The sequence below is a fragment of the Micromonospora sp. WMMD812 genome (assembly GCF_027497215.1).
Taxonomy (GTDB): domain Bacteria; phylum Actinomycetota; class Actinomycetes; order Mycobacteriales; family Micromonosporaceae; genus Micromonospora.
In genome coordinates, this window is record NZ_CP114904.1 from 6,606,137 (window position 1) to 6,631,075 (window position 24,939).

Annotated in this window: 20 protein-coding genes; 14 read left to right on the top strand and 6 right to left on the bottom strand. The window is 73.5% G+C overall.

The window, feature by feature from the left end:
• Positions 1-9: 9 nt before the first annotated feature.
• The gene (gene typA / locus O7603_RS30560) at positions 10-1,878 is read right to left on the bottom strand and encodes a translational GTPase TypA (RefSeq protein WP_281573177.1); all 1,869 of its coding nucleotides are present in this window, start codon (positions 1,876-1,878) and stop codon (positions 10-12) included.
• Positions 1,879-2,015: 137 nt separating this feature from the next.
• On the opposite strand from typA, the gene O7603_RS30565 reads away from it, so the two are divergent.
• Together O7603_RS30565 and O7603_RS30570 are read left to right on the top strand one after the other, a co-directional pair.
• Entirely contained in the window at positions 2,016-3,428 is a 1,413-nt protein-coding gene (locus O7603_RS30565) for a DedA family protein (RefSeq protein ID WP_281573178.1), read from the top strand.
• A 33-nt stretch (positions 3,429-3,461) separates the two neighbouring features.
• Entirely contained in the window at positions 3,462-4,337 is an 876-nt protein-coding gene (locus O7603_RS30570; protein WP_281573179.1) for a transglycosylase SLT domain-containing protein, read from the top strand.
• A 68-nt stretch (positions 4,338-4,405) separates the two neighbouring features.
• Here the strand turns inward: O7603_RS30570 and O7603_RS30575 are convergent, their stop codons facing one another.
• Positions 4,406-6,529 (bottom strand): MMPL family transporter, encoded by a 2,124-nt coding sequence (locus tag O7603_RS30575; RefSeq protein WP_281573180.1) that lies wholly within the window; start codon positions 6,527-6,529, stop codon positions 4,406-4,408.
• A 106-nt stretch (positions 6,530-6,635) separates the two neighbouring features.
• Between O7603_RS30575 and O7603_RS30580 the strand changes: the two genes are divergently transcribed.
• From O7603_RS30580 to O7603_RS30600, 5 genes are all read left to right on the top strand, one after another.
• A complete protein-coding gene (locus tag O7603_RS30580; RefSeq protein ID WP_281576878.1) occupies positions 6,636-7,151 on the top strand; it encodes a MarR family transcriptional regulator in 516 nt (171 codons plus the stop codon).
• A 5-nt stretch (positions 7,152-7,156) separates the two neighbouring features.
• Positions 7,157-8,911 (top strand): CocE/NonD family hydrolase, encoded by a 1,755-nt coding sequence (locus O7603_RS30585; RefSeq protein ID WP_281573181.1) that lies wholly within the window; start codon positions 7,157-7,159, stop codon positions 8,909-8,911.
• 161 nt (positions 8,912-9,072) lie between these two features.
• The gene (locus O7603_RS30590; RefSeq protein ID WP_281573182.1) at positions 9,073-9,960 is read left to right on the top strand and encodes a hypothetical protein; all 888 of its coding nucleotides are present in this window, start codon (positions 9,073-9,075) and stop codon (positions 9,958-9,960) included.
• A 109-nt stretch (positions 9,961-10,069) separates the two neighbouring features.
• On the top strand, positions 10,070-10,645 hold the full coding sequence (locus tag O7603_RS30595) for a metalloregulator ArsR/SmtB family transcription factor (protein WP_281573183.1): 576 nt from the start codon (positions 10,070-10,072) through the stop codon (positions 10,643-10,645).
• A complete protein-coding gene (locus O7603_RS30600) occupies positions 10,642-11,928 on the top strand; it encodes an MFS transporter (protein ID WP_281573184.1) in 1,287 nt (428 codons plus the stop codon). Before O7603_RS30595 ends, O7603_RS30600 begins: the two co-directional genes overlap by 4 nt.
• Positions 11,929-12,100: 172 nt before the next feature.
• Here the strand turns inward: O7603_RS30600 and O7603_RS30605 are convergent, their stop codons facing one another.
• Positions 12,101-12,304, bottom strand: a complete 204-nt coding sequence (locus O7603_RS30605; RefSeq protein ID WP_091059998.1) for a cold-shock protein — start codon at positions 12,302-12,304, stop codon at positions 12,101-12,103.
• A gap of 172 nt (positions 12,305-12,476) precedes the next feature.
• Between O7603_RS30605 and O7603_RS30610 the strand changes: the two genes are divergently transcribed.
• Both O7603_RS30610 and O7603_RS30615 read left to right on the top strand, forming a co-directional pair.
• Positions 12,477-13,172: a 50S ribosomal protein L11 methyltransferase gene (locus O7603_RS30610; RefSeq protein ID WP_281576879.1), complete on the top strand. Its 696-nt coding sequence runs from the start codon at positions 12,477-12,479 to the stop codon at positions 13,170-13,172.
• 96 nt (positions 13,173-13,268) lie between these two features.
• Entirely contained in the window at positions 13,269-13,895 is a 627-nt protein-coding gene (locus O7603_RS30615; protein ID WP_281573185.1) for a VTT domain-containing protein, read from the top strand.
• A 42-nt stretch (positions 13,896-13,937) separates the two neighbouring features.
• On the opposite strand, the gene O7603_RS30620 is transcribed toward O7603_RS30615, so the two are convergent.
• A complete protein-coding gene (locus O7603_RS30620) occupies positions 13,938-14,591 on the bottom strand; it encodes an MBL fold metallo-hydrolase (protein WP_281573186.1) in 654 nt (217 codons plus the stop codon).
• Positions 14,592-14,600: 9 nt separating this feature from the next.
• Positions 14,601-15,317, bottom strand: a complete 717-nt coding sequence (locus O7603_RS30625) for a maleylpyruvate isomerase family mycothiol-dependent enzyme (RefSeq protein WP_281573187.1) — start codon at positions 15,315-15,317, stop codon at positions 14,601-14,603.
• Positions 15,318-15,495: 178 nt separating this feature from the next.
• Between O7603_RS30625 and rsgA the strand changes: the two genes are divergently transcribed.
• The 4 genes from rsgA (at position 15,496) to uvrC (ending at position 22,612) form a co-directional block, all read left to right on the top strand.
• On the top strand, positions 15,496-16,575 hold the full coding sequence (gene rsgA, locus O7603_RS30630) for a ribosome small subunit-dependent GTPase A (protein WP_281573188.1): 1,080 nt from the start codon (positions 15,496-15,498) through the stop codon (positions 16,573-16,575).
• A gap of 162 nt (positions 16,576-16,737) precedes the next feature.
• Positions 16,738-19,680 (top strand): excinuclease ABC subunit UvrA, encoded by a 2,943-nt coding sequence (uvrA, locus tag O7603_RS30635; RefSeq protein ID WP_281573189.1) that lies wholly within the window; start codon positions 16,738-16,740, stop codon positions 19,678-19,680.
• A gap of 144 nt (positions 19,681-19,824) precedes the next feature.
• On the top strand, positions 19,825-20,310 hold the full coding sequence (locus tag O7603_RS30640; RefSeq protein WP_281573190.1) for a Rieske (2Fe-2S) protein: 486 nt from the start codon (positions 19,825-19,827) through the stop codon (positions 20,308-20,310).
• Between the two features lie 274 nt (positions 20,311-20,584).
• The gene (uvrC, locus tag O7603_RS30645; protein WP_281573191.1) at positions 20,585-22,612 is read left to right on the top strand and encodes an excinuclease ABC subunit UvrC; all 2,028 of its coding nucleotides are present in this window, start codon (positions 20,585-20,587) and stop codon (positions 22,610-22,612) included.
• A gap of 8 nt (positions 22,613-22,620) precedes the next feature.
• On the opposite strand, the gene recQ is transcribed toward uvrC, so the two are convergent.
• Entirely contained in the window at positions 22,621-24,465 is a 1,845-nt protein-coding gene (gene recQ / locus O7603_RS30650) for a DNA helicase RecQ (protein ID WP_281573192.1), read from the bottom strand.
• Between the two features lie 206 nt (positions 24,466-24,671).
• Here recQ and O7603_RS30655 point away from each other — a divergent pair, with 206 nt between their 5' ends.
• Positions 24,672-24,836 (top strand): hypothetical protein, encoded by a 165-nt coding sequence (locus O7603_RS30655; RefSeq protein WP_281573193.1) that lies wholly within the window; start codon positions 24,672-24,674, stop codon positions 24,834-24,836.
• The last annotated feature ends 103 nt before the right edge of the window (positions 24,837-24,939 follow it).

The window sequence follows — 24,939 nt, forward strand, 5'->3', positions numbered from 1 at the left end:
CTGGGTGGGTCAGCCGGCGTGCTTGCGGCGGGCGGCCATCCGGCCCCGCTGCGTCTGGTCGAGCACCACCTTGCGGATCCGCACCGCGGCCGGGGTCACCTCGACGCACTCGTCCTCGCGGCAGAACTCCAGCGCCTGCTCCAGCGAGAGCTTGCGCGGCGGGATCAGCTTCTCGGTCTCGTCCGCGGTGGACGAGCGCATGTTCGTGAGCTTCTTCTCCTTGGTGATGTTGACGTCCATGTCGTCGGAGCGGGAGTTCTCCCCGACGATCATGCCCTCGTACACCTCGGTGGTGGGCTCGACGAAGAGCTGGCCGCGCTCCTGGAGGTTGGTCATCGCGAAGGCGGTGACCACGCCGGAGCGGTCGGCGACCAGCGAGCCGTTGTTGCGGGTCCGCAGCTCGCCGAACCACGGCTCGTACGACTCGAAGACGTGGTGCAGGATGCCCGTGCCCCGGGTCTCGGTGAGGAACTCGGTGCGGAAGCCGATCAGGCCGCGGGCCGGGACCAGCCACTCCATCCGGATCCAGCCGGTGCCGTGGTTGACCAGCTGCTCCATCCGACCCTTGCGGCTGGCCAGCAGCTGGGTGATCGCGCCCAGGTACTCCTCGGGGGCGTCGATGGTCAGCCGCTCCACCGGCTCGCAGGTCTTCCCGTCGATCTCCCGGGTGACGACCTGCGGCTTGCCGACGGTCAGCTCGTACGACTCGCGGCGCATCTGCTCGACCAGGATGGCCAGCGCCAGCTCACCGCGGCCCTGCACCTCCCAGGCGTCGGGGCGCTCGGTGGGCAGCACCCGCAGCGACACGTTGCCGATCAGCTCCTTGTCGAGCCGGTCCTTGACCATGCGGGCGGTGACCTTGGCGCCCTTGACCCGGCCGACCAGCGGCGAGGTGTTGGTGCCGATGGTCATCGAGATGGCCGGCTCGTCGACGGTGATCAGCGGCAGCGGGACCGGGTTCTCGGCGTCCGCGAGGGTCTCGCCGATCATGATCTCCGGGATGCCGGCGACGGCGATGATGTCGCCCGGGCCGGCCGACTCGGCCGGCTTGCGCTCCAGGCCCTCGGTCATGAGCAGCTCGGAGATGCGGACCCGCTGGGTGCTGCCGTCGGTGCGGCACCAGGCCACGGTCTGGCCCTTGCTGATGGTGCCCTGCCGGACCCGGCACAGCGCCAGTCGGCCGAGGAACGGCGACGCGTCGAGGTTGGTGACGTGCGCCTGGAGCGGGGCGTCCTCCTCGAAGGCGGGCGCCGGGATGGTGTCCAGGAGGGTGCGGAAGAGCGGCTCGAGGTTGTGGCTGTCGTCCGGCACGGCCCCGTCGGCGGGCTGGGTCAGCGAGGCGATGCCGTCGCGGGCGCAGGCGTAGACGATCGGGAAGTCGATCTGCTCCTCGTCGGCGTCCAGGTCGAGGAAGAGCTCGTAGGTGTCGTCCACGACCTCCTTGATCCGGGCGTCCGGCCGGTCCACCTTGTTGATCACCAGGATGATCGGCAGGCGGGCCTTGAGCGCCTTGCGCAGCACGAAGCGGGTCTGCGGCAGCGGACCCTCGCTGGCGTCCACGAGCAGGACGACGCCGTCGACCATGGTGAGGCCGCGCTCCACCTCGCCGCCGAAGTCGGCGTGGCCGGGGGTGTCGATGATGTTGATCGTCACCGGGTCCGAGCCGTCGGCCGGCAGGTAGTGCACGCCGGTGTTCTTGGCCAGGATGGTGATGCCCTTTTCCCGCTCCAGGTCCATGGAGTCCATGACCCGATCGGCCACCTCGGCCCGGGCGCTGAACGCGCCGGCCTGCCGCAACATGGCGTCGACCAGGGTCGTCTTGCCGTGGTCGACGTGGGCGATGATGGCGACGTTGCGGAGGTCGGTGCGTAGCTGCATACCCTCCATACTCTCCTGTCCGCGGTTGCCGGTCCCGACTCGGGGTCATCCCCGGAGATGGCCCGGATCTCTGGTGAAACTCCTGTCCCAGCCGCGCCGGCGGCTGGCATGCTGGCCCTCGTGCTGGTGGGGGCCGGATGCATGATCTGCTGACCTTGTTGCAGGGTCTGCCGCCCCTGCTGATCTACCTGGTCGCCGCGCTGATCGTCGCGGGTGAAACCGCCGTGATCTTCGGGCTGGTGGTGCCGGGCGAGGCGACCCTGCTGCTGGTCGGTTTTCTAGCGTACGCGGGGACGCTACGGCTCGCCCCGACGCTGCTCGTGATGATGGTCGCGGCCGTGATCGGAGACACACTGGCGTTCCGGGCGGGCCGCCGGTATGGGCCCAAACTGCGCGGAAGCGGGCTCGGCACGCGGGTCGGGCCGCACCGCTGGCAGCGGGCGGACGCGCTGCTGAACCGGCTCGGCGGCCGGGGGGTGTTCACCGCCCGGTGGGTGGCCTTCGCCCGGACGCTGGTGCCCCGGCTGGCCGGCGCCGCCGGGATGCCGTACCGGCGGTTCGCGCCGTGGAACCTGGCCGGCGTGGTCACCTGGGTGGGCGGTTCGGTGCTGCTCGGCTACCTGGCGGGTGAGTCGTACGAGACGGTCTCCCGGCTGCTGGGGCGGGCCACCGGCGCGCTGCTGGTGCTGCTGGCCGCGCTGGTCGCCGTGGTGCTCGCCGGCCGCTGGCTGGGGCGCAACCCCGACCCGGTCCGGGCGCTGCTGTCCCGGGCCGCCGCGCTGCCGCCGGTGCGCTGGCTGGCCGGCCGCTACGGGGTGCTGTTCTTCCTGGTCGCCATGCGCATCGGGCCCGGCTGGACGCTGCTGCTCAACCTCGTCGCCGGGCTGCTGCTGCTGTTCGTCGCCGGGTTGGCGTTCGCCGCGCTGCTGGAGGTTGTCGTACGTCACAGCGGCCTGGCCGCCGTCGACGGCGCGATCGCCGGCTGGTTCGCCGACCGGCGTACCCCGGACGCGGTCGACGCCGTGCAGGCCACCGTGTCGGCGCTGCGCGGGTCGGGGCTGATCGCCGTGGTGGCGGTGGTGGCGGCCGCTCTGGCCTGGCGGAACCGGACCTGGCGGGCCGACCTGCTCGGCCTGGTGGGCACCGTGGGGGCGTTCGTCCCGTTGCTGGTGCTGGCCGTGGTCGCCTACCTCGCCGGCTCGGCCGGGCCCGGCCCGGACGACGCGCTGTTCCCGACGCAGAACGCGGTGGTGACGGCCAGCCTCTGCACCCTGGCCTGGCTGCTGTCCCGGGGGGCCCGCTGGCCGCTGGCGGTGGCCGCGTGGACGACCGCCGCGGCCGGGGTGGTCTACCTGGCCGCCGCCCGTCTCTACCTGGGACTCAGCTCGGGCAGCGGGACGGTCGCCGCGGTCCTGCTGGGGGTGCTCTGGACGGCGGTGTTCATGGTCGCCTGGGCCACCCGGCACCGGGCGCTCGGCGGGCCGGAGCAGCCCACCGACCCGGTGCCGCCGCGGCCCGAGGGGCAACGACGGCCCGTCGAACCCTGTTAGGGTGCGGCGACGTCGACGGGGAGGGGACGAGGGATGCGCCGACGGATCGCGGGAGTGGGTGCCGCGGTGCTCGCCGGGATGCTGGTGGTCGCCGCCGCCGGCTGCGCCGGGGAGGGGGCCCGTCCGCAGGACCTGGCCGCACCGGCCCCGGTCGCCACCGAGCTGGCGGTCGAGGCCAGCGCCGACCCGGCCGAGATCGCGGCGCCGACCCCCTCCGCGGTGCAGGGATTGGGCGGCGCGCCGAAATGGAGCGCGTCGCCGTCGGCGAAGCCGACCCCGAAGACCAAGACGACCCGCACCGCGGGCCCGCGGCCGGTGCCCAAGCCGCCCACCGAGACGAAGGTCCCGCCGCCCCCGCCGCCGCAGGCCCCCACCGGCTGCAAGCCCACCTATCGGGGCACCCAGGCCAGCCGCGCGCAGGTCAAGACGGCGCTGACCAGCGCGGCCGGGCGGACGTACTGGCCGACCTCCGCCCCCGACATCAAGATCCCGCTCAACCTGATGAAGGCGACGGCCTGGCAGGAGAGCGGGTGGCAGTCCCACATCATCGCCTGCGACGGCGGTGTCGGGCTGATGCAGGTGATGCCGGCGACCGCGCAGTGGATGAACCAGCGGTTCGGGCAGAGCTACGACATCGATGCCTACCAGGACAACGCCTACCTGGGCGGCACCTACCTGGCGTGGCTCACCAAGTACATCGGCGACATGTACTTCGACGCCGACTACCGGCTGGACGCCTCGCTGTGCACCAGCGAGCTGAACTCCTGCCTGCTCAACGCCGTGATATCCGCGTACAACTACGGGCACGGCGCGGTCGCTCAGGAGGGCGAGCCGCTGGCCATCCCCAACCCGCAGTACGTGCGCAACGTGCGGGCCCTGATGACCGAGTGCGTCTGCCTGGACTACTGACGTCCGGATCCTGACGGGACGGGGGGCAGCGGCGGCGCCGCTGCCCCCCGTCGTCTGCCTGTCCCGGGTCAGTCGCGGGCCACCGCCGGCGCCGGCGTCGGCAGTGTTCCCAGGGAGGGGTCACCGGGCGGGTCCGACCGGGACAGTCGGCCCGGCCACCAGAAGCGCCGACCGAGTAGCAGCACGATCGACGGCACCAGCAGCGTGCGGACCAGCAGGGTGTCCAGCAGGACGCCGAGGCCGACGATGTCGCCGATCTCGGTGAGCGTGACCAGCGGCAGCACCCCGAGCACCGCGAAGACCGCGGCCAGCAGGATCCCCGCGCTGGTGATCACCCCACCGGTGACCGCGAGCGCGGTGAGCACCCCCCGCCGGGTGCCCTCCGTGGCGGCCTCCTCCCGCGCGCGGGTGGCCAGGAAGATGTTGTAGTCCACCCCGAGCGCCACCAGGAACAGGAACGACAGCAGCGGCACGCTGGTGTCCAGCGCCGCGTAGCCCAGCACCTGGGTGAACAGGAAGGTGCTCGCGCCGAGCGCGGCGAAGAAGGTGCCGACCACGGTGGCGACCAGCACCAGCGGCGCCACCAGCGAGCGCAGCAGCACGAGCAGCACGAGCAGCACCACGGCGAGGATGAGCGGGACGACCACGGTCAGGTCCCGTACGGCGGCGTCCCGGGTGTCCAGGTTGGCTGCCACCGGGCCGCCGACCCTGGCCTGCGCGTCGGGCACCGCGTCCACCCGGTCGCGTACGGCCCGGATGGTGTCGTAGCTGGCGGTGCTGTCCGGCTCGGCGGTGAGCACCACGTCCACGGCGACCAGGTCGGCGGTGCGCCCGGTGGGCCGGGCGCTGGCCACCCCGGGCGTGTCGGTGATCGCGGTGAGCAGTGGCGCCTCGGCGCCGGCCCGGGCGACGACCACGGTCGGGTCGGCGGCGCCGGCGGGGAAGTGCCGGCTGAGCGTGGCGAGCCCGTCGATCGACTCGGCGCGCACCCGGAACTGTTCGGTCTTGGACAGGCCGAGCCGGGCGCCGGAGAGACCGGCGGCGAACAGCAGCAGCAGGACCAGCGCGCCGGCGAGCACCGCCCGGGGCCGGCGTGCGACCACGGCGCCGACCCGGGCCCAGCCGCCGGTGCGGGTCGGGTCGGGCTGACCGGGCCGGGGGACGAACGGCCAGAACAGCCCGCGCCCGCAGACCGCCAGCGCGGCGGGCAGCACGATCAGGCCGAAGAGCGCGGCGGTGGTGATGCCGACCGCACCGGCGACCCCGATCGCGCGGTCGTTGCGCAGCACCGCGGTGGTCAGGGTGAGCAGGCTCAGCACCACGGTCGTGGCGCTCGCCGCGACGGCCGGGCCGGCCGAGGTGAGCGCCCGGCGCAGCGCGTCGCGCCGGTCGGGGCGGCGGCGCAGTTCCTCCCGGTAGCGGGCGATGAGCAGCAGCGCGTAGTTGGTGCCGGCCCCGAAGACGAGGACGTCGACGATGCCGGTGGTGGAGGGGTCGATGGGCAGGTCGACGGCCCGGCTCACGACGGCGATCAGCGCGTTGGCGACGACGTCCGCGGTGCCCACCACGGCCAGCGGCACCAGCCACAGCCACGGGCTGCGGTAGGTGACGATCAACAGCCCCGCGACCACCGCCACGGTGACCAGCAGCAGCGTGAGGTTCGCGCCGTCGAACGCGGACGCGACGTCGGCGCGGAAGCCGGCGCCCCCGGTGACCTGCGCGGTCAGCCCGGCCGGCAGGCCCTCCGCGGCGGTCGCGCGCAGCCGGTCCACCACCTCGCCGGTGGCCTCGGCGCCGGCGTCGGCGGGCAGGGGCACGGCGAGCAGCGCCGCGCGGCGGTCGGGGGAGAACACCGGCGGGGAGACCGGGCCGGTGGCGACCGTGGCGAACGCGGCGGCGTCGGCGGCCATCGCGGCCTCGTCCGGTGCGCCGAGCGCGGCGCCGTCGCGGGAGTAGACCACCAGGGCGGGGTTGAGCTGCCCGCCGGGCAGTTGGCGTTGCAGGGCGGCGACCTGGACGGACTCGGCGCTGTCCGGCAGGGCGCCGGTCGGATCGTCGCTGGTTCGGGCCGGCCCGGCGAGCGCCACCAGCGTGCCGGACAGCGCCGCGGCCACCAGCAGCACCAGCCAGGCGCTCCACCTGCCGCTGACCGTGCCGGCGATCCACCGGCCCACCGCGCGCAGCACCGTCATCGAAATCTCCCGTCTGCCAAGTATCTTGACAATCGAGATTATCGGTGACTGATCTATGCTGCAACCGACGAGGGGACGGGGGTGACGGCAGGTGACCGCGCGCGACATGTACCGGCGGCGCGACACCCTGCGCGAGCGGCTGGTCGCCGACATCACCACCGACCTCCGGCGCTACTCGGTCGACGCTCAGCACATCGGGCACGCGTTCGCCGGCCTGCACGGGCTCAACGCCACCGACCTGCAGGCGTTGATCGCGGTGATGGAGGCCGAGCTCGTCGGCGAACCGATCACCCCAGGCCGCCTCGGTGCGCACCTGAACCTGTCGTCCGGCTCGGTGACCGCGCTGATCGACCGGCTGGAACGGTCCGGCCACATCCGCCGGGACCGGGACACCGCCGACCGGCGCAAGGTGTTCCTGCGCTACGCCGACCCGGGCGCCGCGCTCGCCATGGAGTTCTTCCGGCCGCTCGGGCGGCGTACCGACGAGGTAATGTCGGCGTTCGACGAGGACGAACTACGGGTCGTGCACCGGTTCCTGCGGGCCATGGTCGAGTCGATGCGTGAGCACCGCGACGAGATGCGCACCGCCCGGCCCGAGTCGACCCGGCGCCCGGGCGACTGACCGCCGTGCTGGACCCGCTGGCCACCCGGCTCGCCGCCGCCGTGCTTCGGTTGCCCGGCCCGCGCACCCGCCGGGTGGCGGTCCGCCGGGGCATCCCGGTGCGGGTCCGCGACGGGATCCCGCTGCGCACCGACCACTACGCCCCCGACCTGCCCGACGCGCCGACCGTGCTGATCCGCACCCCGTACGGGCGGGGTGGGCCTATGCGGCTGCTCGGCCGCCTGCTCGCCGAGCGCGGCTACCACGTGGTGGTCCAGTCCTGCCGTGGCACGTACGGCTCCGGCGGCACCTTCGCCCCGCTGGTGCACGAGCGCGACGACGGCCTGGACACCCTGGACTGGCTCTGCCGCCAGCCCTGGTACTCCGGCGGCTTCGGCAGCTTCGGCGCCAGCTATCAGGGGTTCGTGCAGTGGGCGGTGGCCGCCGACGCCGGCGACGAACTGCGCGCGATGGTCGCGGTGGTGACCGCCTCGACCACCCGCGACTCGACGTACGCGGGGGAGTCGTTCGCCCTGGACACCGTGCTCACCTGGGCCGAGCTGCTCCAGGCGCAGACCGTGCCGTGGCTGGCCCGGCAGTGGGAGCTCAAACGCGGCCAGCCCCGGCTCGCCGCGGCGCTGGCCCACCTGCCCCTCGCCGAGGCTGACCGGATCGCGACCGGGGTGACGGTGCCGTTCTTCCAGGAGTGGCTGACCCACCACACGCCACAGGCCGACTACTGGCGGGCCCGGATCTTCGACGACGGGGTCGCCCGGGTTCGGGCGCCGGTGGCCATGGTCAGCGGATGGCACGACATCTTCCTGCCCGCGCAACTCGCCGACTACGCCGCACTGCGCGCGGCCGGTGGGATCCCGCGCCTAGTCATCGGCCCGTGGACGCACGGCAGCCCGGGTCTCTTCGTGGCGGCGCTCCGGGAGGGGCTGTCCTGGCTGGACCGACACCTGGCCGGACACCCGCCGGCCGCGCCCGCCGCGACGCCCGCGTTCCGCGCGGGCGCGGCGACCGCTAGCCCGGCGACCGCTGGCCCGGCGACCGCTGGCCCGGCGACCGCGTCGGACCCGGCGGCGGTGCGCGTGCACGTCGGCGGCGCCGGAGGCGGCTGGCGCGACCTGCCGGACTGGCCGCCCCCGGCGGTCGCCACCGCCTGGCACCTGCATCCGGGGGGCGGGCTGACGCCCCGACCGCCGGTGCCGTCCCCGCCGGACGCCATCTGGTACGACCCGGCGGATCCGACGCCCTCCCTCGGCGGGCCGTTGCTGGTCGCCCAGCGGGCGGGCCCGGTCGACAACCGGCGGATAGAGGCCCGCCCGGACGTGCTGACCTTCTCCAGCGCCCCGCTCGCCGGGCCGGTCGAGGTGGTCGGGCCGGTGTCGGCCGAGATCCACGTGCGCAGCGAACTGTCGTACCTGGACGTGTTCGTGCGACTGTGCGACGTGGATCGCCGGGGCCGGTCGTGGAACGTCTGCGACGGGCTGGTCCGGGTGGCGCCCGGGCGGTTTCCGACCGGACCCGACGGCGTGGTGCGCGTACCGGTGACGCTCTGGCCGACCGCCCACCGCTTCGCGCCCGGTCACCGGCTGCGGGTCCAGGTCTCCGGCGGCGCCCACCCCCGGTACGCGCGCAACCCCGGCACCGGGGAGCCGCTCGGCACCGCGATCACGCTGCGTGCCGGTCGGCGGGAGATCCTGCACGATCCGGAGCATCCCTCGGCGCTGCTGCTGCCGATCCTCCACGGTGGTCACAGCGTCCGTCTAACGTGAACATGAAACCCGCTGACCTGGGCGTTTGCCTGGAAGCGGGCTATGGTTGGCTCAACGCCCGGCGCCGTGCATTACCTGGCTGGGCCTGCTCGCGAGCCTCGTCCCCGATACGGGGTGTAACGACGTGCGCCCGGCCCCCATCCCATCGGAAAGGGGGAGTCATGACCCGGGCCCCGGCGAACCTTCTGGCCGCGCGAAGCCTGCTGCTCACCCATCTCAACGTCGACAAGAACACCGTCCGCGACTCCGACCTGGAGCCCGCCGAGGTCGGCATCGTCGGCGACTCCGCCCACCGCGGCGGTTACCACTGCGGATCGGACCGGGTGGTGACCAACGACTACTCGGTCGTGGAGTCGCCCCGGGACCGGGCCGGCCTGACCCTGGACGCGGCCGCCCTCGACGTCGGCCAGTTCTCGGTGCGCGCCGGCGGCGGTACCCACACCCTACGCAGCTTCTCCACCTGGTGCGTGGGCCAGTGCGCCGCGAACGCCGCGGACACCCGGGACATTCGGGAGATCATCTACAGCCCGGACGGCCGGACGGTCCGACGGTGGGACCGGCTCGCCCGGCGCAGCAGCGGCGACGACTCGCACCTGTGGCACACGCACTTCAGCTTCTTCCGTGACTCGATCAAGGCGGGCCGGGACCAGACCCCGCTGTTCCGCCGCTACCTGACCACCATCGGTCTCCTGGAGGACGACATGGCGTGGACCGCCGCTGAGAAAGATCAGGTCAACCGCATCGAGAAGTACCTGACCCGCCTCGACGGGCGGGAGCCGATCGGGCAGGCGTACCTGCGTCTGGCGGTCGGCAAGGATGACGTGGTCGGCTCGAAGCCGGTCAGCCACCCGACCCTGACCAGTCTCGCCGCACAGATCACCGCCCTGCAGCAGGCGCTGACCGCCCTCGCGGGCAGGGACTTCACCGACGAGCCGGCGATCATCCAGGCCGTGCTGGCCGGGCTCACGCCCGAGAAGATCGCCGCGGCCATCCCGCCGACGCTGGCCAAACAGGTCGCCGAGGAACTCGCCCGCCGCCTGGCCGCCTGATTCGTGGGCGGGCCGCCCCGGCCCGGGGGCGACCCGCCCACCCTATCCGCAACGACGGTTACGCAATGACTGTTGCGCAACTGTCGTTGCGGATGGCAGGCTGGTCGGCATGGAGAACCACGACGTCCGTGAGATCACCGACTCGCGCGTGCTGGCCGCGATGGCCCACCCCCTGCGCCGCCGCCTGATGGACGTGCTCAAGGTGCACGGCCCGTCGACCGTCGGCCTGCTCGCCGAGCGCACCGGCCAGGCGCCGGCCAACGTCAGCCACCACCTCAAGGTGCTCGCCGGCGCCGAACTGGTGACCGAAGCGGCGGAGCTGGCCCGGGACCGCCGCGAGCGGTGGTGGCGGCTGGTCAGCCGTGGGCTGCGCTGGTCCAACTCGGACTTCGACGGCGATCCCGCCGCCCGCGCGGTGGCCGATGCCGCCACCTCGCTCAACCTGGACCGGCACGTCGCGCTCGCCCGGGCCTGGCATGCCACCGACGAGGAGACGCAGGCCGCGTGGCGCGACGGGCCGTTCTCCACCGACCGCTGGCTGCACCTGACCCCCGACGAGCTCGCCGAGCTGGGACGCGAGGTGGTCGACCTGCTGGCCCGCTGGGCCGACCGGGAGGTCCCCGACGACGGGCGGGAACGGCGGCCGGTCTTCCTGTTCGCGTACGGCGTCCCGGCGCAGCCGTGACCGCGCTCGCCCCGGCCGGCGCGGCCCGACGCGGCGGTGGGCTGCTACGGCACCGCGACTTCCGGCTGCTCTGGGCCGGCCAGACGGTCAGCAGCATCGGCAGCAACGTCACCGCGCTGGCCCTGCCGCTGGTGGCGGTGGCCGTGCTCGACGCGAGCACCTTCCAGGTGGCCGTCCTCACCGCCGCCGCGTGGCTGCCCTGGCTGCTGCTCGGCCTGCCCGTCGGCGCCTGGGTGGACCGGCTGCCCCGCCGACCCGTCATGATCATCTGTGACCTGGTGTCGGCCCTGCTGTTCCTCAGCGTGCCGGCCGCCGCCGCGGCCGGGGTGCTCACCGTCGGCCAGTTGCTGGTCGTGGCGCTCTGCGCCGGCCTGTCCCGGGTCTTCTTCGAGACCGCCGACCAGGTCTACCTGCCCGTCCTGCTCCGCCCGGCCGAGGTGCCCGAGGGCAACGCGAAGCTCCAGGCCACCCAGACCGCCAGCTACGTCCTCGGCCCAGGCCTCGCCGGGCTCATCGCGCAGGCCGTCGGGGCGGTGACCGCGCTGGTGCTGGACGCGCTGACGTTCCTGGTCTCCGCCGCCTGCCTGGCCCGGATCCGCACCGTCGAGCCCCCGCCGGCGCGCGCCGAGCGGGCGCGGTCGCTGCGCCGGGAGATCGCCGACGGCGTACGGTTCGTCGCCCGCGACCCGTACCTGCGGGTGATGACGGTCTTCGGAGCCGCGAGCAACATCGGTCTCGTCGGCTACCAGGCGGTGCTGGTGGTCTTCCTGGTCCGCGAGGTCGGGCTCGCGCCCGGAATCGTCGGCCTGCTGGTCGCGGCCATGAGCCTCGGTGGCGTCGCGGGCGCGCTGCTCGCCACCACCGTCGGCCGGCGGCTGGGCACCGCCCGCGCGATGCTGCTGGCCGCGGTGTTCACCGGGCCCCCCGCCCTGCTGATCCCGCTCGCCGGGCCCGGCGCGGCCCTGTTCTGGCCGGCCCTCGGCGGCGTGCTGATCAGCCTCGGGGTGGCCGTCGGCAACGTGCTCAAGGGCAGCTTCCGGCAGACGTACCCGCCGCACCACCTGCTGGGCCGGGTCACGGTGAGCATGCAGCTGCTCAACTACGGCACCATCCCGCTGGCCGCGCTGCTGGCCGGCGCGCTGGCCGCGGCGTACAGCGACCGGACGGCGGTGCTGGCGATGACCGGTTGGCTGGCGGCGACGCCGCTGATCCTGCTGATCGGGCCGCTGCGGCGCCGGCGCGACCTGCCCACTGCGCCACCGGCCGCTGCGCCGCCGGCCTGAACCGTCACGTCGCACGGCGAGATCACCGACCAGACGGTCCGGACCGGACAGCGGGCGGGATCCGATGGCCGCCGCGGTCAACGAGGAGGCCCGCCGCCCGGCCCGGAAGCCGCCCGGTGGTGAGGCGCGGTGCAGTGGCGGCCGGTTGCCGGCCGCCACCACCGGCGCGGATCTACATCGGGCGGACGTTGTCCGCCTGCGGGCCCTTCTGACCCTGGGTCACCTCGAACTCGACCTTCTGACCCTCGTTCAGCTCCCGGTATCCACCGCTCTGGATGGCCGAGTAGTGGACGAACACGTCCGGGCCGCCGCCGTCCTGCTCGATGAAGCCGAAGCCCTTTTCCGAGTTGAACCACTTAACCGTGCCGGTTGCCATGCGTCTCTCCCTGTTCAATGCGGGTGACCAGCGGCCGTCGACCGATGATCGCCCTGTACCTCCCCGACAGTAACCGGCCAAACCTTCATCTGCCGGGCGAAGTGCCGCAGGCGACCGGGTGAACTCTCCGTTCGGCACCGGGAAAGCCGCGCGGTGGTGGCCCCGCTACGGCATGCTTGCCCCGGTGGACGATGCCACGGCAGCCGCGCTGAGCGAGCTGGAGCGCGAGATCGGCGCTCCGGGCGGCGGCCTGGACCGGCTGCGGCTGGTGCGCACCCCCTTCGTGCCCGAGGTGCGGCTGCACCTGGCCGAGGACGCGATCGTGTGGTGGGCCCGGATGGAGGCGTCCGCGGGCCGCGCCCTTCCACCGCCGTACTGGGCGTCCGTCTGGGCGGGCGGGCAGGCGCTGGCCCGCCACCTGCTCGACCACCCCGAGCTGGCCGCCGGACGCCGCGTGCTGGATCTGGCCGCCGGCTCCGGCGTGGTCGCGATCGCCGCCGCGCTCGCCGGGGCCGCACAGGTGACCGCCAACGACATCGACCCGTACGCGGTCGCCGCCGTGACGGTCAACGCCCGGGCCAACCAGGTGACCGTCACGGCCACCGGCGACGATCTGCTCGACTCGACCGAGGTGGGCACCGACCTGCTGGTCGCCGGGGACGTGCTCTACGACCGGACGATGGTCGACCGCGTGCTGCCCTTCCTCACCCGCGCGGCCGAAGGCGGCGCGCAGGTGCTGGTCGGTGACCCCGACCGAGGACACCTGCCGCCGGGATGGCTGGCCTCGGTCGCCAGCTACCCCGTCCCCACCACCGAACCGTCGGTCGACTCCCAGGTCCGGCGCGTGCAGGTGCTGCGCCCCGCCTGAGAGCCCGGCTCAGGGACCACCCCGAGCCGACATCAGGGGCGGCTGGGGGATCCGGCCTGATGTGGACGGTGGCGCGGCGGCAATAGCGTACGGGACATGGCGGATTGGCTGGCCCAGGTCGGAGAGCTACCCATCACCCTGCTGATGGGGGTGCTCGGGGTGGTCATGCTCTTCGACGCCGTACCGCTGCTCGGGGTGCTGGTCCCCGGCGACGTGGCCATCCTCGCCGCGGTGGGGGTGGGCCGGCCCGCGACCGGGCTGGCCACCTTCGCCTCCGTGGTCGGCGGCTGCCTGGCCGGCTGGTCGCTGAGCTTCGCCGTCGGCCGCCGGTACGGCGATCGGCTGCGGCACAGCCGGATCGGCGGCTGGATCGGCGAGTCCCGGTGGGCGGCCGCCGAGGGCATCCTGCGCCGGGGCGGCGGCCGGATGGTGCTGGTCGCGCCCTTCCTGCCGGTGTTCAACGCGCTGCTGCCGCTGGCCGCCGGCGGGCTGCGGATGTCCTACCGGCGGTTCCTCGGCTGCGCGGCGCTCGGCGCGGCCGCCTGGGCCGGGCTCTACCTGATCCTCGGCACCGCGTCCCGGTCGCTGGCCGGCCTGCTGCCGGGCGGGTCCAGCAGCCCGATGCTGGTCACCATGGCGGTCGGCCTGCTGCTGGCCGGCGTGGTGCTGCTGGGCACCCGGCGCCGGCTGCGCGCCCTCGCCGGGGTCGACCCGGCCGCCTGAGGACCAGGCTTCCGCGGTCGCGCTCGCCCTCGGCGTCGAGGCTCACCAGCCCCGGGCCCGCCACTGCGGCAGCGCCGGCCGCTCCGCGCCGAGCGTGCTGTCCTTTCCGTGACCCGGGTAGAACCAGGTCTCGTCGGGCAGCCGGTCGAACAGCTTCCGTTCGACGTCGTCGATCAGCACGGCGAACCGCTCCGGGTCCTTGTCCGTGTTTCCCACACCGCCCGGGAAGAGGCTGTCGCCGGTGAACAGGTGCGGCGTCCCGGCCGGGTCGCGGTAGAGCAGCGCGATCGAACCCGGGGTGTGCCCGCGCAGGTGGATGACCTCCAGCGCGCAGTCGCCCACCGCCACCGTGCCGCCGTCGGTGAGCGTCTCCGCCTCGATCGGCAGGCCCTCCGCGTCGTCGGCGTGCACCAGGGCCCGCGCGCCGGTCTTGGCCACCACCTCCTCCAGCGCCACCCAGTGGTCCATGTGCTGGTGGGTGGTGACCACGGCGCGCAGGCCGCCGTCGCCGACCAGCTCCAGCAGCCGAGGCGCCTCGTTCGCCGCGTCGATCAGCACCTGGTCACCGGTGGCGCGGCAGGTCAACAGGTAGGCGTTGTTGTCCATCGGGCCCACCGACAGCTTGCTGATGGTGAGCCCGTCGAGCTCGCGTACCGCCGGCGCGCCGCCGGGGGTGACGTCTCCGCTGTAGGTCATGGTGGTCGTCTACATCCATTCGGGTGGGTTCGGCAGGGCGCCGGTGGGGGTGACGGTGAGCGGGTCGCCGCCGGCACGGCCGATCAGCCAGGCGGCCAGGTCGGGGGCGGTGCCGGCGATGACCGGCGCGCCGTCGCGCCCGCCGATCACCAGCTCGTGCCGGCTGCCGTCGAAGCGCAGCACCATCGGCGGCACGTCGGGTCGGCCGGCCAGGTCGGTCGCCGCCTCGTGCAGCAGCCGGTGGGCGAACGCCTCCGGCCAGTCCGCCGGCCCGTAGCCGGTGGCCAGGTCGAGGTGGTGCACCTCCACCTCGCGCAGCCGCCCCCACATCAGCAGCGCCGCGACCTTCGGACCCCGCGGCGTCTCGACGGTCGCGGTCCACGCCTCGGCGGGCATCTCGCCGACCGCGTCGGCGAACCGGTCGGCCGAGCGGCGCAGGTCGTCCAGGTGCGCGTCGGGCGGCCGGGCCGCGCCGGTCTCGATGTCGGCGGACCGGGCGGCCGGTGAGGCGTACATCGGTCGGGCCTCGCCGGTGCGGGCGGCGGTGAGCAGGTTCACGAAGCCGTCCGCGTTGCGGGCCAGATGGGCCAGGACGTGGCCGCGGCTCCAGCCGGGCAGCAGCGACGCGGCGGCCAGGTCCGCCTCGTCGAACGCGGCCGCGGTACGCAGCAGCCGCGACGTCGCGTCGTCCACCTCGCCGATCAGCAGCAGCGGATCCGTGGTCACGCTCCGACCCTAACGGTCCGGCGTCCCGGCGTCGCCGGGGAAATCGCTTTCGGCGCGTCGCCGCGCGCCCTACCGTCGGCTCGATACGCGGCACCGGGACGTCGGGAGGAGGTGGGGTCCATGCCGGTCGCAGCACGCGTGTTCCACCACCGTCAGCTCCGACTCCGATGAGGATGCCATGACCATCGATCTGACCGCCCTCGGCTGGGACGCCGGGTGGGCGGCCCACGTGAACCGACGCACCGACCACCGACCGGGCCGGGTGGCCCGGGTCGACCGGGGCGTCTGCACCGTCCTCTGCGCGGACGGCCCGGTCCGCGCCAGCCTCGGCGGCACGGTGCTCGCCGCCGCCGCCACCGACCTGACCCGGCTGCCCTGCGCGGGCGACTGGGTGCTGGTCGCCACCTGGCCGGACCGGCGGACCACCGTCGAGACGGTGCTGCCCCGGCGCACCGCGCTGGTGCGCCGGACCGCCGGCAAGGACGCCAGCGGCCAGGTGCTCGCCGCCAACCTGGACGCCGCCGCGGTCGTCGAGCCGGTGCACCCCGAACCCGACGTCGCCCGGATCGAGCGGCTGCTCTCCCTCGTCCACGAGTCCGGCGCCCGGCCGCTGGTCGTGCTCACCAAGGCGGACCTGGCCGCCGACCCGGACGCGGTCGCCCGCCAGCTCGCCGCGGTCGCGCCGGGCGTGCCGGTGCTTCCGGTCAGCGCCGAGCGCGACGCCGGGCTCGACCCGCTGCGGGCGCAGGTGCTGCCCGGACGGACGCTCGGCCTGCTCGGGCCGTCCGGCGCCGGCAAGTCGAGCCTGGTCAACGCGCTGGCCGGAGCGGTGGTGATGCCGACGCAGGCGATCCGGCGGGTGGACGGCAAGGGCCGGCACACCACCACCTGGCGGGCGCTGGTGTCGGTGCCCGGCGGCGGGGCGGTGGTCGACACGCCCGGCGTGCGGGCGGTCGGCCTCCTGGACGGCTCGACCGGGCTGGACCGGGCCTTCGCCGACATCGCCGAGCTGGCCACCGGCTGCCGGTACGCCGACTGCGCGCACGACGGCGAGCCGGCCTGCGCGGTGCGCGAGGCGCTGGAGAGCGGCGAGCTGACCGCCCGGCGCTGGGAGAGCTGGCGCCGGTTGCAGCGGGAACTGGCCTTCGAGTCGCGGCGTCGGGAGACCCGGCTGGCCGCGGAGCGGCGCGGCGGCTGGCGCGGCGCGCGCCGGCGGTCGGCCCGCCCGGCCCGGCCACCGTCGCCAGGCGGGTTCTGATCCACGGCCAACCGGTCTGAGCTGGGGGAATGTGCGGGCGCGGAAAACTGTCGTACCTCGGGGCTAGAGTTACCGAGGCGTCATTCCTGCGCCCGCACAACCGCTCAGACCCGCCTCCGAGCGGACAGATCCGCCTCATCTTCTTCCGGGAGCACACGCACCGTGGCCGACCGACTGATCATCCGTGGCGCGCGCGAGCACAACCTGCGTGACGTCAGTCTCGACCTGCCCCGGGACGCCCTGATCGTGTTCACCGGGCTCTCCGGGTCGGGCAAGTCGAGCCTGGCCTTCGACACGATCTTCGCCGAGGGGCAGCGGCGCTACGTGGAGTCGCTCTCCTCGTACGCCCGGCAGTTCCTCGGCCAGATGGACAAGCCCGACGTCGACTTCATCGAGGGCCTCAGCCCGGCCGTCTCGATCGACCAGAAGTCGACCTCCCGCAACCCGCGGTCGACGGTCGGCACGATCACCGAGGTCTACGACTACCTCCGCCTGCTCTTCGCCCGCGTCGGCGAGCCGCACTGCCCGGTCTGCGGCGAGCGGATCTCCAAGCAGAGCCCGCAGCAGATCGTCGACCGCGTCCTGACCATGACCGAGGGCACCCGCTTCATGGTGCTCGCGCCCGTGGTGCGGGGCCGCAAGGGCGAATACGTCGACCTCTTCGCCGAGCTGCAGGCCAAGGGCTACGCCCGGGCCCGGATCGACGGCGTGGTGCACCCGCTGACCGAGCCGCCCAAGCTCAAGAAGCAGGAGAAGCACACCATCGAGGTGGTGATCGACCGGCTCACCGTCAAGGCCAGCGCCAAGCAGCGGCTGACCGACTCCGTCGAGGCCGCGCTCGGCCTCTCCGGCGGGCTGGTCCTGCTCGACTTCGTCGACCTGGCCGAGGACGACCCCGAGCGGGAGCGCCGCTACTCCGAGCACCTGGCCTGCCCCAACGACCACCCGCTCGCCATCGAGGACCTGGAACCCCGGGTCTTCTCGTTCAACGCGCCCTACGGCGCGTGCCCGGAGTGCACCGGCCTCGGCACCAAGAAGGAGGTCGACCCCGAGCTGGTCGTCCCCGACCCCGAGCGCACCCTGCGCGAGGGCGCCATCCAGCCCTGGGCCGGCGGGCACACCCTGGAATACTTCCTGCGGCTGCTGGAGGCCCTCGGCGAGGCCGAGCACTTCGACCTGGACACGCCGTGGCGGGCGCTGCCGTCCCGCGCGCAGAAGACGATCCTGCACGGCTCCGGCGACCAGGTGCACGTCCGCTACCGCAACAAGTACGGCCGCGAGCGTTCCTACTACACCGGCTTCGAGGGCGTGGTGCAGTGGATCGAACGTCGCCACACCGACACCGAGTCGGAGTGGTCGCGCGAGAAGTACGAGGGCTACATGCGCGATGTGCCCTGCGCGGCCTGCGGCGGCGCCCGGCTGAAGCCGGAGGTGCTCGCGGTCACCCTGGCCGGCAAGAGCATCGCCGAGGTCTGCAACCTGTCCGTGGGGGAGTGCGCCGAGCTGCTCGGCGGCATCGAGCTCACCGACCGGCAGAAGATGATCGCCGAGCGGGTGCTCAAGGAGATCAACGCCCGGCTGCGGTTCCTGCTCGACGTCGGCCTGGACTACCTCTCCCTGGACCGGCCGGCCGGCACCCTCTCCGGCGGCGAGGCGCAGCGCATCCGGCTGGCCACCCAGATCGGGTCGGGCCTGGTCGGCGTCCTCTACGTGCTCGACGAGCCGTCGATCGGGCTGCACCAGCGCGACAACCACCGCCTGATCGAGACCCTGGTGCGGCTGCGCGGGCTGGGCAACACGCTGATCGTGGTCGAGCACGACGAGGACACCATCCGCACCGCCGACTGGATCGTCGACATCGGCCCGGGCGCCGGTGAGCACGGCGGCAAGATCGTGCACAGCGGCTCGGTCCCGGCCCTGCTGGAGAACCCGGAGTCGATGACCGGGGCGTACCTGTCGGGGCGCAAGTCGATCCCGACGCCGCACCAGCGCCGTCCGCAGACGCCCGGCCGCGAGCTGGTGGTGCAGGGGGCGCGCGAGCACAACCTGCGCAACCTGACCGTGTCGTTCCCGCTCGGCCAGCTCATCGCGGTCACCGGGGTCAGCGGCTCGGGCAAGTCGACCCTGGTCAACGACATCCTGCACGCCGTGCTGGCCAACCAGATCAACGGCGCCCGGCTGGTGCCCGGCCGGCACACCCGGGTCACCGGGCTCGAGCACGTGGACAAGGTGGTCGGCGTCGACCAGTCGCCGATCGGGCGTACGCCCCGGTCGAACCCGGCCACCTACACCGGCGTCTGGGACCACATCCGCAAGCTCTTCGCCGAGACCACCGAGGCCAAGGTGCGCGGCTACGGCCCCGGCCGGTTCTCCTTCAACGTCAAGGGCGGGCGCTGCGAGGCGTGCTCCGGTGACGGCACGATCAAGATCGAGATGAACTTCCTGCCCGACGTCTACGTCCCCTGCGAGGTCTGCAAGGGCGCCCGCTACAACCGGGAGACCCTGGAGGTCCACTACAAGGGCAAGACCGTCTCCGACGTCCTGGAGATGCCGATCGAGGAGGCGGCCGAGTTCTTCTCCGCCATCCCGGCCATCCACCGGCACCTCAAGACGCTGGTCGACGTCGGGCTGGGCTACGTCCGGCTCGGCCAGCCGGCGCCGACCCTGTCCGGCGGCGAGGCGCAGCGGGTGAAGCTGGCCTCCGAGTTGCAGAAGCGCTCCACCGGCCGCACGGTCTACGTGCTCGACGAGCCGACCACCGGTCTGCACTTCGAGGACATCCGCAAGCTGCTGATGGTGCTCGAGGGCCTCGTCGACAAGGGCAACACGGTGATCACCATCGAGCACAACCTCGACGTGATCAAGACGGCCGACTGGCTGATCGACATGGGCCCGGAGGGCGGGCACCGGGGCGGCACGGTGCTGGCCACCGGCACGCCGGAGGAGGTCGCCGAGGTCGCCGAGAGCCACACCGGGCAGTTCCTGCGCCACGTGCTGAAGCTCGACGGCGAGGCCAAGGGCGCCGCCGCGGCCACCTCCCGGGCGGCCAAGGCGAACGGGGTCAAATCCCGCGGCGCTCGCAAGGTGCCCGCCGGGGCGCGCTGACCGCCCCCGACGGAGGGCGGGCAGTGCGTCCGCCTCCGTCGGGTGCCGCCTCGTGGTACGCGTGAACCGTCCGGCACAGTGACTCGTGTGCAGAAGTATGGCCACGGTCAGGTCCGGCCGGGGCAGCCGACAGAAGGGCGAGGTATGAGTGACGATCAGGTGCTGACCGGTCCGGGTACGCAGACGCGGCGCGCCCTGCTCGCCGGCGCCGGCGCGGTCGGTGCGGCCGTCGTGCTGGCCGCCTGCGGCGGGGACGACGCGGGCGACGGCGGCGCGCCCGCCACCAGCGGCGGCCCGGCGGTGCCCAGCACCGGTGACGCCGGTGGCGGTGACCGTCAGGGGTCGCAGTCGCTGGCGACCACCACCGACATCCCGGTCGGCGGCGGCAAGGTCCTCAACACCGCGGGTGTCGTGATCACCCAGCCCAGCCCCGGCGAGTTCAAGGGCTTCGACGCGATCTGCACCCACCAGCGCTGCCCGGTGTCGAACGTCGACGGCGGCACCATCAACTGCACCTGCCACGGCAGCAAGTTCTCGATCGAGGACGGCTCGGTCAAGGCCGGCCCGGCCACCCGGCCGCTGCCCGCCAAGAACGTCAAGGTCGTCGGCGACCAGATCTCGTTCGCCTGATCGATCCGCGCGGCGGGCGTTGCGCCGGCACGATCCCGTGACGCCCGCCCGTCTCCACGTGGCATCCCGGGGCCGACCGCGCCCCGGGATGCCCGTGAGGTCACACCCGCCCGGCCGGGCGGTGATCCGCGTCCCCCGTGCTCCCGGAGGGGTGCCCACCGCGCCCCGGGCCCCGGCCACGTCGTGCGGAGGTCGCGGTCGGCTCACCGCGCCACCCTGGCGGCGGCAGCGCCGCAGCAGGGAGCTGTCGGTGGCGCGGACTAGGCTTGCAGCCGTGGCTGACCCCTCGACCTACCGTCCCGCGCCCGGCACCATTCCGGAGTCGCCCGGGGTCTACCGCTTCCGTGACGGCACCGGCCGGGTGATCTACGTCGGCAAGGCGAAGAACCTGCGCAGCCGGCTCAACTCCTACTTCGGTGACGTCTGGAACCTGCACGAGCGCACCCGGCAGATGGTGACCACCGCCGAGTCGGTCGACTGGATCACCGTGGGCACCGAGGTCGAGGCGCTCCAACAGGAGTTCACCTGGATCAAGCAGTACGACCCGAGGTTCAACGTCCGCTACCGGGACGACAAGTCCTACCCCTACCTGGCCGTGACCCTCGACGAGGAATACCCGCGGCTGCAGGTGATGCGCGGCGCCAAGCGCAAGGGGGTGCGTTACTTCGGGCCCTACTCGCACGCCTGGGCCATCCGCGAGACGCTCGACCTGCTGCTGCGCGTCTTCCCGGCCCGCACCTGCTCCGGCGGGGTCTTCAAGCGGGCCGGCCAGGTCGGCCGCCCCTGCCTGCTCGGCTACATCGGCAAGTGCTCGGCGCCGTGCGTCGGCAGCGTCTCCGCCGACCAGCACCGGGAGATCGTCGACGCGTTCTGCGACTTCATGGCCGGCCGCACCGACACCATGGTGCGCCGTCTCGAACGCGAGATGACCGAGGCGAGCGAGCAGCTGGAGTTCGAGCGGGCCGCCCGGCTGCGTGACGACCTGGCCGCGCTGCGCCGGGCCATGGAGAAGCAGACCGTGGTGCTCGGCGACGGCACCGACGCCGACGTGGTCGCGTTCGCCGACGACCCGCTCGAGGCGGCGGTGCAGGTCTTCCACGTCCGCGACGGCCGGGTCCGGGGCCAGCGCGGCTGGGTGGTGGAGAAGACCGAGGACCTGACCACCGGCGACCTGGTGCACCACTTCTGCACCCAGGTCTACGGCGGCGAGCACGGCGAGGCCGACGTCCCCCGGGAGCTGCTGGTCCCCGCCCTGCCGGCCGACGCCGACGCGCTGGCCGACTGGCTGTCCAGCCACCGGGGCAGCCGGGTCACGCTGCGGGTGCCCCAGCGCGGCGACAAGCGGGCCCTGATGGAGACGGTGGAACGCAACGCCAAGGACGCGCTCGCCCGGCACAAGCTCAAGCGCGCCGGTGACCTGACTACCCGGGGCAAGGCGCTCGACGAGATCAGCGACGCGCTCGGCATGCGCACGTCGCCGCTGCGCATCGAGTGCTTCGACATCTCCCAGATCCAGGGCACCGACGTGGTGGCCAGCATGGTCGTCTTCGAGGACGGGCTGCCGCGCAAGAGCGAGTACCGGCGGTTCATCATCCGAGGCGCCACCGACGACCTCTCCGCCATGTCCGAGGTGCTGCGCCGCCGGTTCGCCCGCTATCTCGACGCCCGCGCCGAGACCGGCGAGGTGGGTGTGGAGTCGGCCGACGATCCCGAAGCCCCGGCCGGGCAGGTCGACGCCGACGAGCCGCGGGTCGGCGCCCTGGTGGATCCGACCACCGGTCGGCCCCGCAAGTTCGCGTACCCGCCGCAGCTGGTGGTGGTCGACGGCGGCGCACCGCAGGTCGCGGCGGCGGCGCAGGCCCTCTCCGAGCTGGGTATCGACGATGTGGCGCTCTGCGGGCTGGCCAAGCGGCTGGAGGAGGTGTGGCTGCCCGACGACGAGTTCCCGGTCATCCTGCCCCGCACCTCCGAGGGCCTCTACCTGTTGCAGCGGGTCCGCGACGAGGCGCACCGGTTCGCCATCACCTTCCACCGGCAGCGGCGGTCGAAGCGGATGACGACCTCCGCCCTGGACACGGTTCCCGGGCTGGGCGAGGTGCGGCGCAAGGCGCTGCTGCGGCACTTCGGCTCGCTCAAGCGGCTCTCCGCCGCCACCGTCGAGGAGATCACCGAGGTGCCGGGCGTCGGCCGGCGGACGGCCGAGGCGGTGCTGGCCGCCCTGGGCACTGGCGAGAGGGCCGCCGCGACCGACGAACCGACGGCCGTTCCCACCGACGGCACATCCGCCGCCACGACCGACTGACCGGCGGGCTATCCGACGCTGTCGCCCTCGGTCAGCACGGTCAGGATCTGGTCGCCGTACTTCGCGAGCTTGTTCTCGCCGACGCCGCTGACCCGGGACAGCTCGGCCAGCGAGGCAGGTGCGTCGGTGGCGATCTGCCGCAGGGTGGCGTCGTGGAAGATCACGTACGCCGGGACGCCCTGCTCCTTCGCCGCCGCCGCCCGCCAGGCGCGGAGTCGCTCGAAGACGGGCGCGGCGCCCGCCGGCAGCTCCGCGGCGGCGGCGCGAGACCGGCCGGCGCGGGCGGAGGCCGGCCGCTCCGGCTCACGGCGCATCATCACCGTGCGTCGGCGGCCCAGCACCTCGGCGCTGGCCTCGGTGAGCACCAGCGTGCCGTAGTCACCCTCGACCGCGAGCAGCCCCTCGGCGAGCAGTTGCCGGATCACCCCACGCCACTCGGCCTCGCGCAACTCCTCGCCGATGCCGAAGACGGTGAGCGAGTCGTGGCCGAACTGGGTCACCTTCTCGGTGCTCCGACCCAACAGGATGTCGATGCAGTGCCCGGCGCCGAAGCGCTGGTTGCGTTCCCGGTCGAGCCGGAACACGGTGGACAGCAGCTTCTGCGCGGCGATGGTGCCGTCCCAGGACTCCGGCGGGTTGAGGCAGGTGTCGCAGTTGCCGCACAGGCCTGCCGCCGGCTCGCCGAAATACTCCAGCAGCTGTGCCCGGCGGCACCGGACCGTCTCGCAGAGCGCGAGCATCGCGTCCAGATGCCGGGCCAGCCCGCGCCGGTGGGCCAGGTCGCCCTCGGACGTCTCGATCATCTTTCGCTGCTGGACGACGTCCTGGAGCCCGTACGCCAACCAGGCCGTCGACGGCAGGCCGTCCCGCCCGGCGCGACCGGTCTCCTGGTAGTAGCCCTCGACCGACTTCGGCAGGTCGAGGTGGGCGACGAAGCGGACGTCCGGCTTGTCGATCCCCATCCCGAACGCGATCGTCGCGACCATCACGAGGCCGTCCTCGCGGAGGAACCGCTGCTGGTGCCTCGCGCGGGTCGCCGCGTCCAGGCCCGCGTGGTACGGCAGCGCGGCGATCCCGTTGGCGGTCAGGAACTCGGCGGTCTTCTCCACCGAGGCGCGCGACAGGCAGTAGACGATGCCCGCGTCGCCCGGGTGCTCGTCGCGCAGCAGGCTCAGCAGCTGCTTGCGCGGCTCGTGCTTCGGCACGATGCGGTACTGGATGTTGGGCCGGTCGAAGCTGGCCACGAAGTGCCGGGCGCCGGTCAGGTCGAGGCGGGTGGCGATCTCGGCGCGGGTCGCGCTGGTCGCGGTGGCGGTCAGCGCGATCCGCGGGACGTCCGGCCAGCGCTCGTGCAACATCGACAGGGCCAGGTAGTCGGGCCGGAAGTCGTGCCCCCACTGGGAGACGCAGTGCGCCTCGTCGATCGCGAACAGGGCGATCTTGCCCCGCTCGAGCAGCTGGACGGTGGACCGGCCGCCCAGCGCCTCCGGAGCGAGATAGAGCAGGTCCAGCTCGCCGGCGAGGAAGGCCGCCTCGACCCGGCGGCGGGCATCGAGGTCCAGGGTCGAGTTGAGGAAACCGGCCCGGACACCCACCGCGGTCAGCGCGTCGACCTGGTCCTGCATCAGCGCGATCAGCGGGGAGACCACCACCGCCACCCCGGGGCGGACCAGCGCCGGGATCTGGTAGCAGAGGGACTTGCCGCCGCCGGTGGGCATCAGCACCAGCGCGTCGCCACCGGCCACGACGTGGTCGATCACGTCCTGCTGGAAGCCCCGGAAGGCGTCGTAGCCGAACACCCGGCTCAGCACCTGGAGCGCCTCGGAGGTGCGCAGGTCGGTGGGGGAGGCCATCCGCGAAGTGTACGAGCCGCCCCCGACGCGAGCGGCGACCGTGGGCCGCCGCGCCGCGACCGTGGGCCGCCGCGCCGCGACCGTGGGCCGCCGCGCCGCGACCGTGGGCCGCCGCGCCGCGACCGTGGGCCGCCGCGCCGCGACCGTGGGCCGCCGCGCCGCGCCGCGTCCCCCAGGTTGATCGACTCCGTGTCGCCGATATGGCGGTGTCCCGGCCGGCCGGATACCGCCATGTCGCCGACCTGGTGTCGATCAGGGTTCAGACGGACCGCCAGCGCACCGTCGCCAGGGTGTTCGCCGGGCTGGTGCTGCTCGCCTTCCTCCTGGGGATCGCGCGCGGCGTGTTCGATCTGCTCTCCCGCGCGCTCTGATCAATCCAATCGCGCAGTCGCGGTGGGCATCGGGTCCGCGTTCGTGCCTTTGTCGGGCCACCACTTCTGCATGATCGAGGTGCTCGTTCGGTGCGGCGGCGCG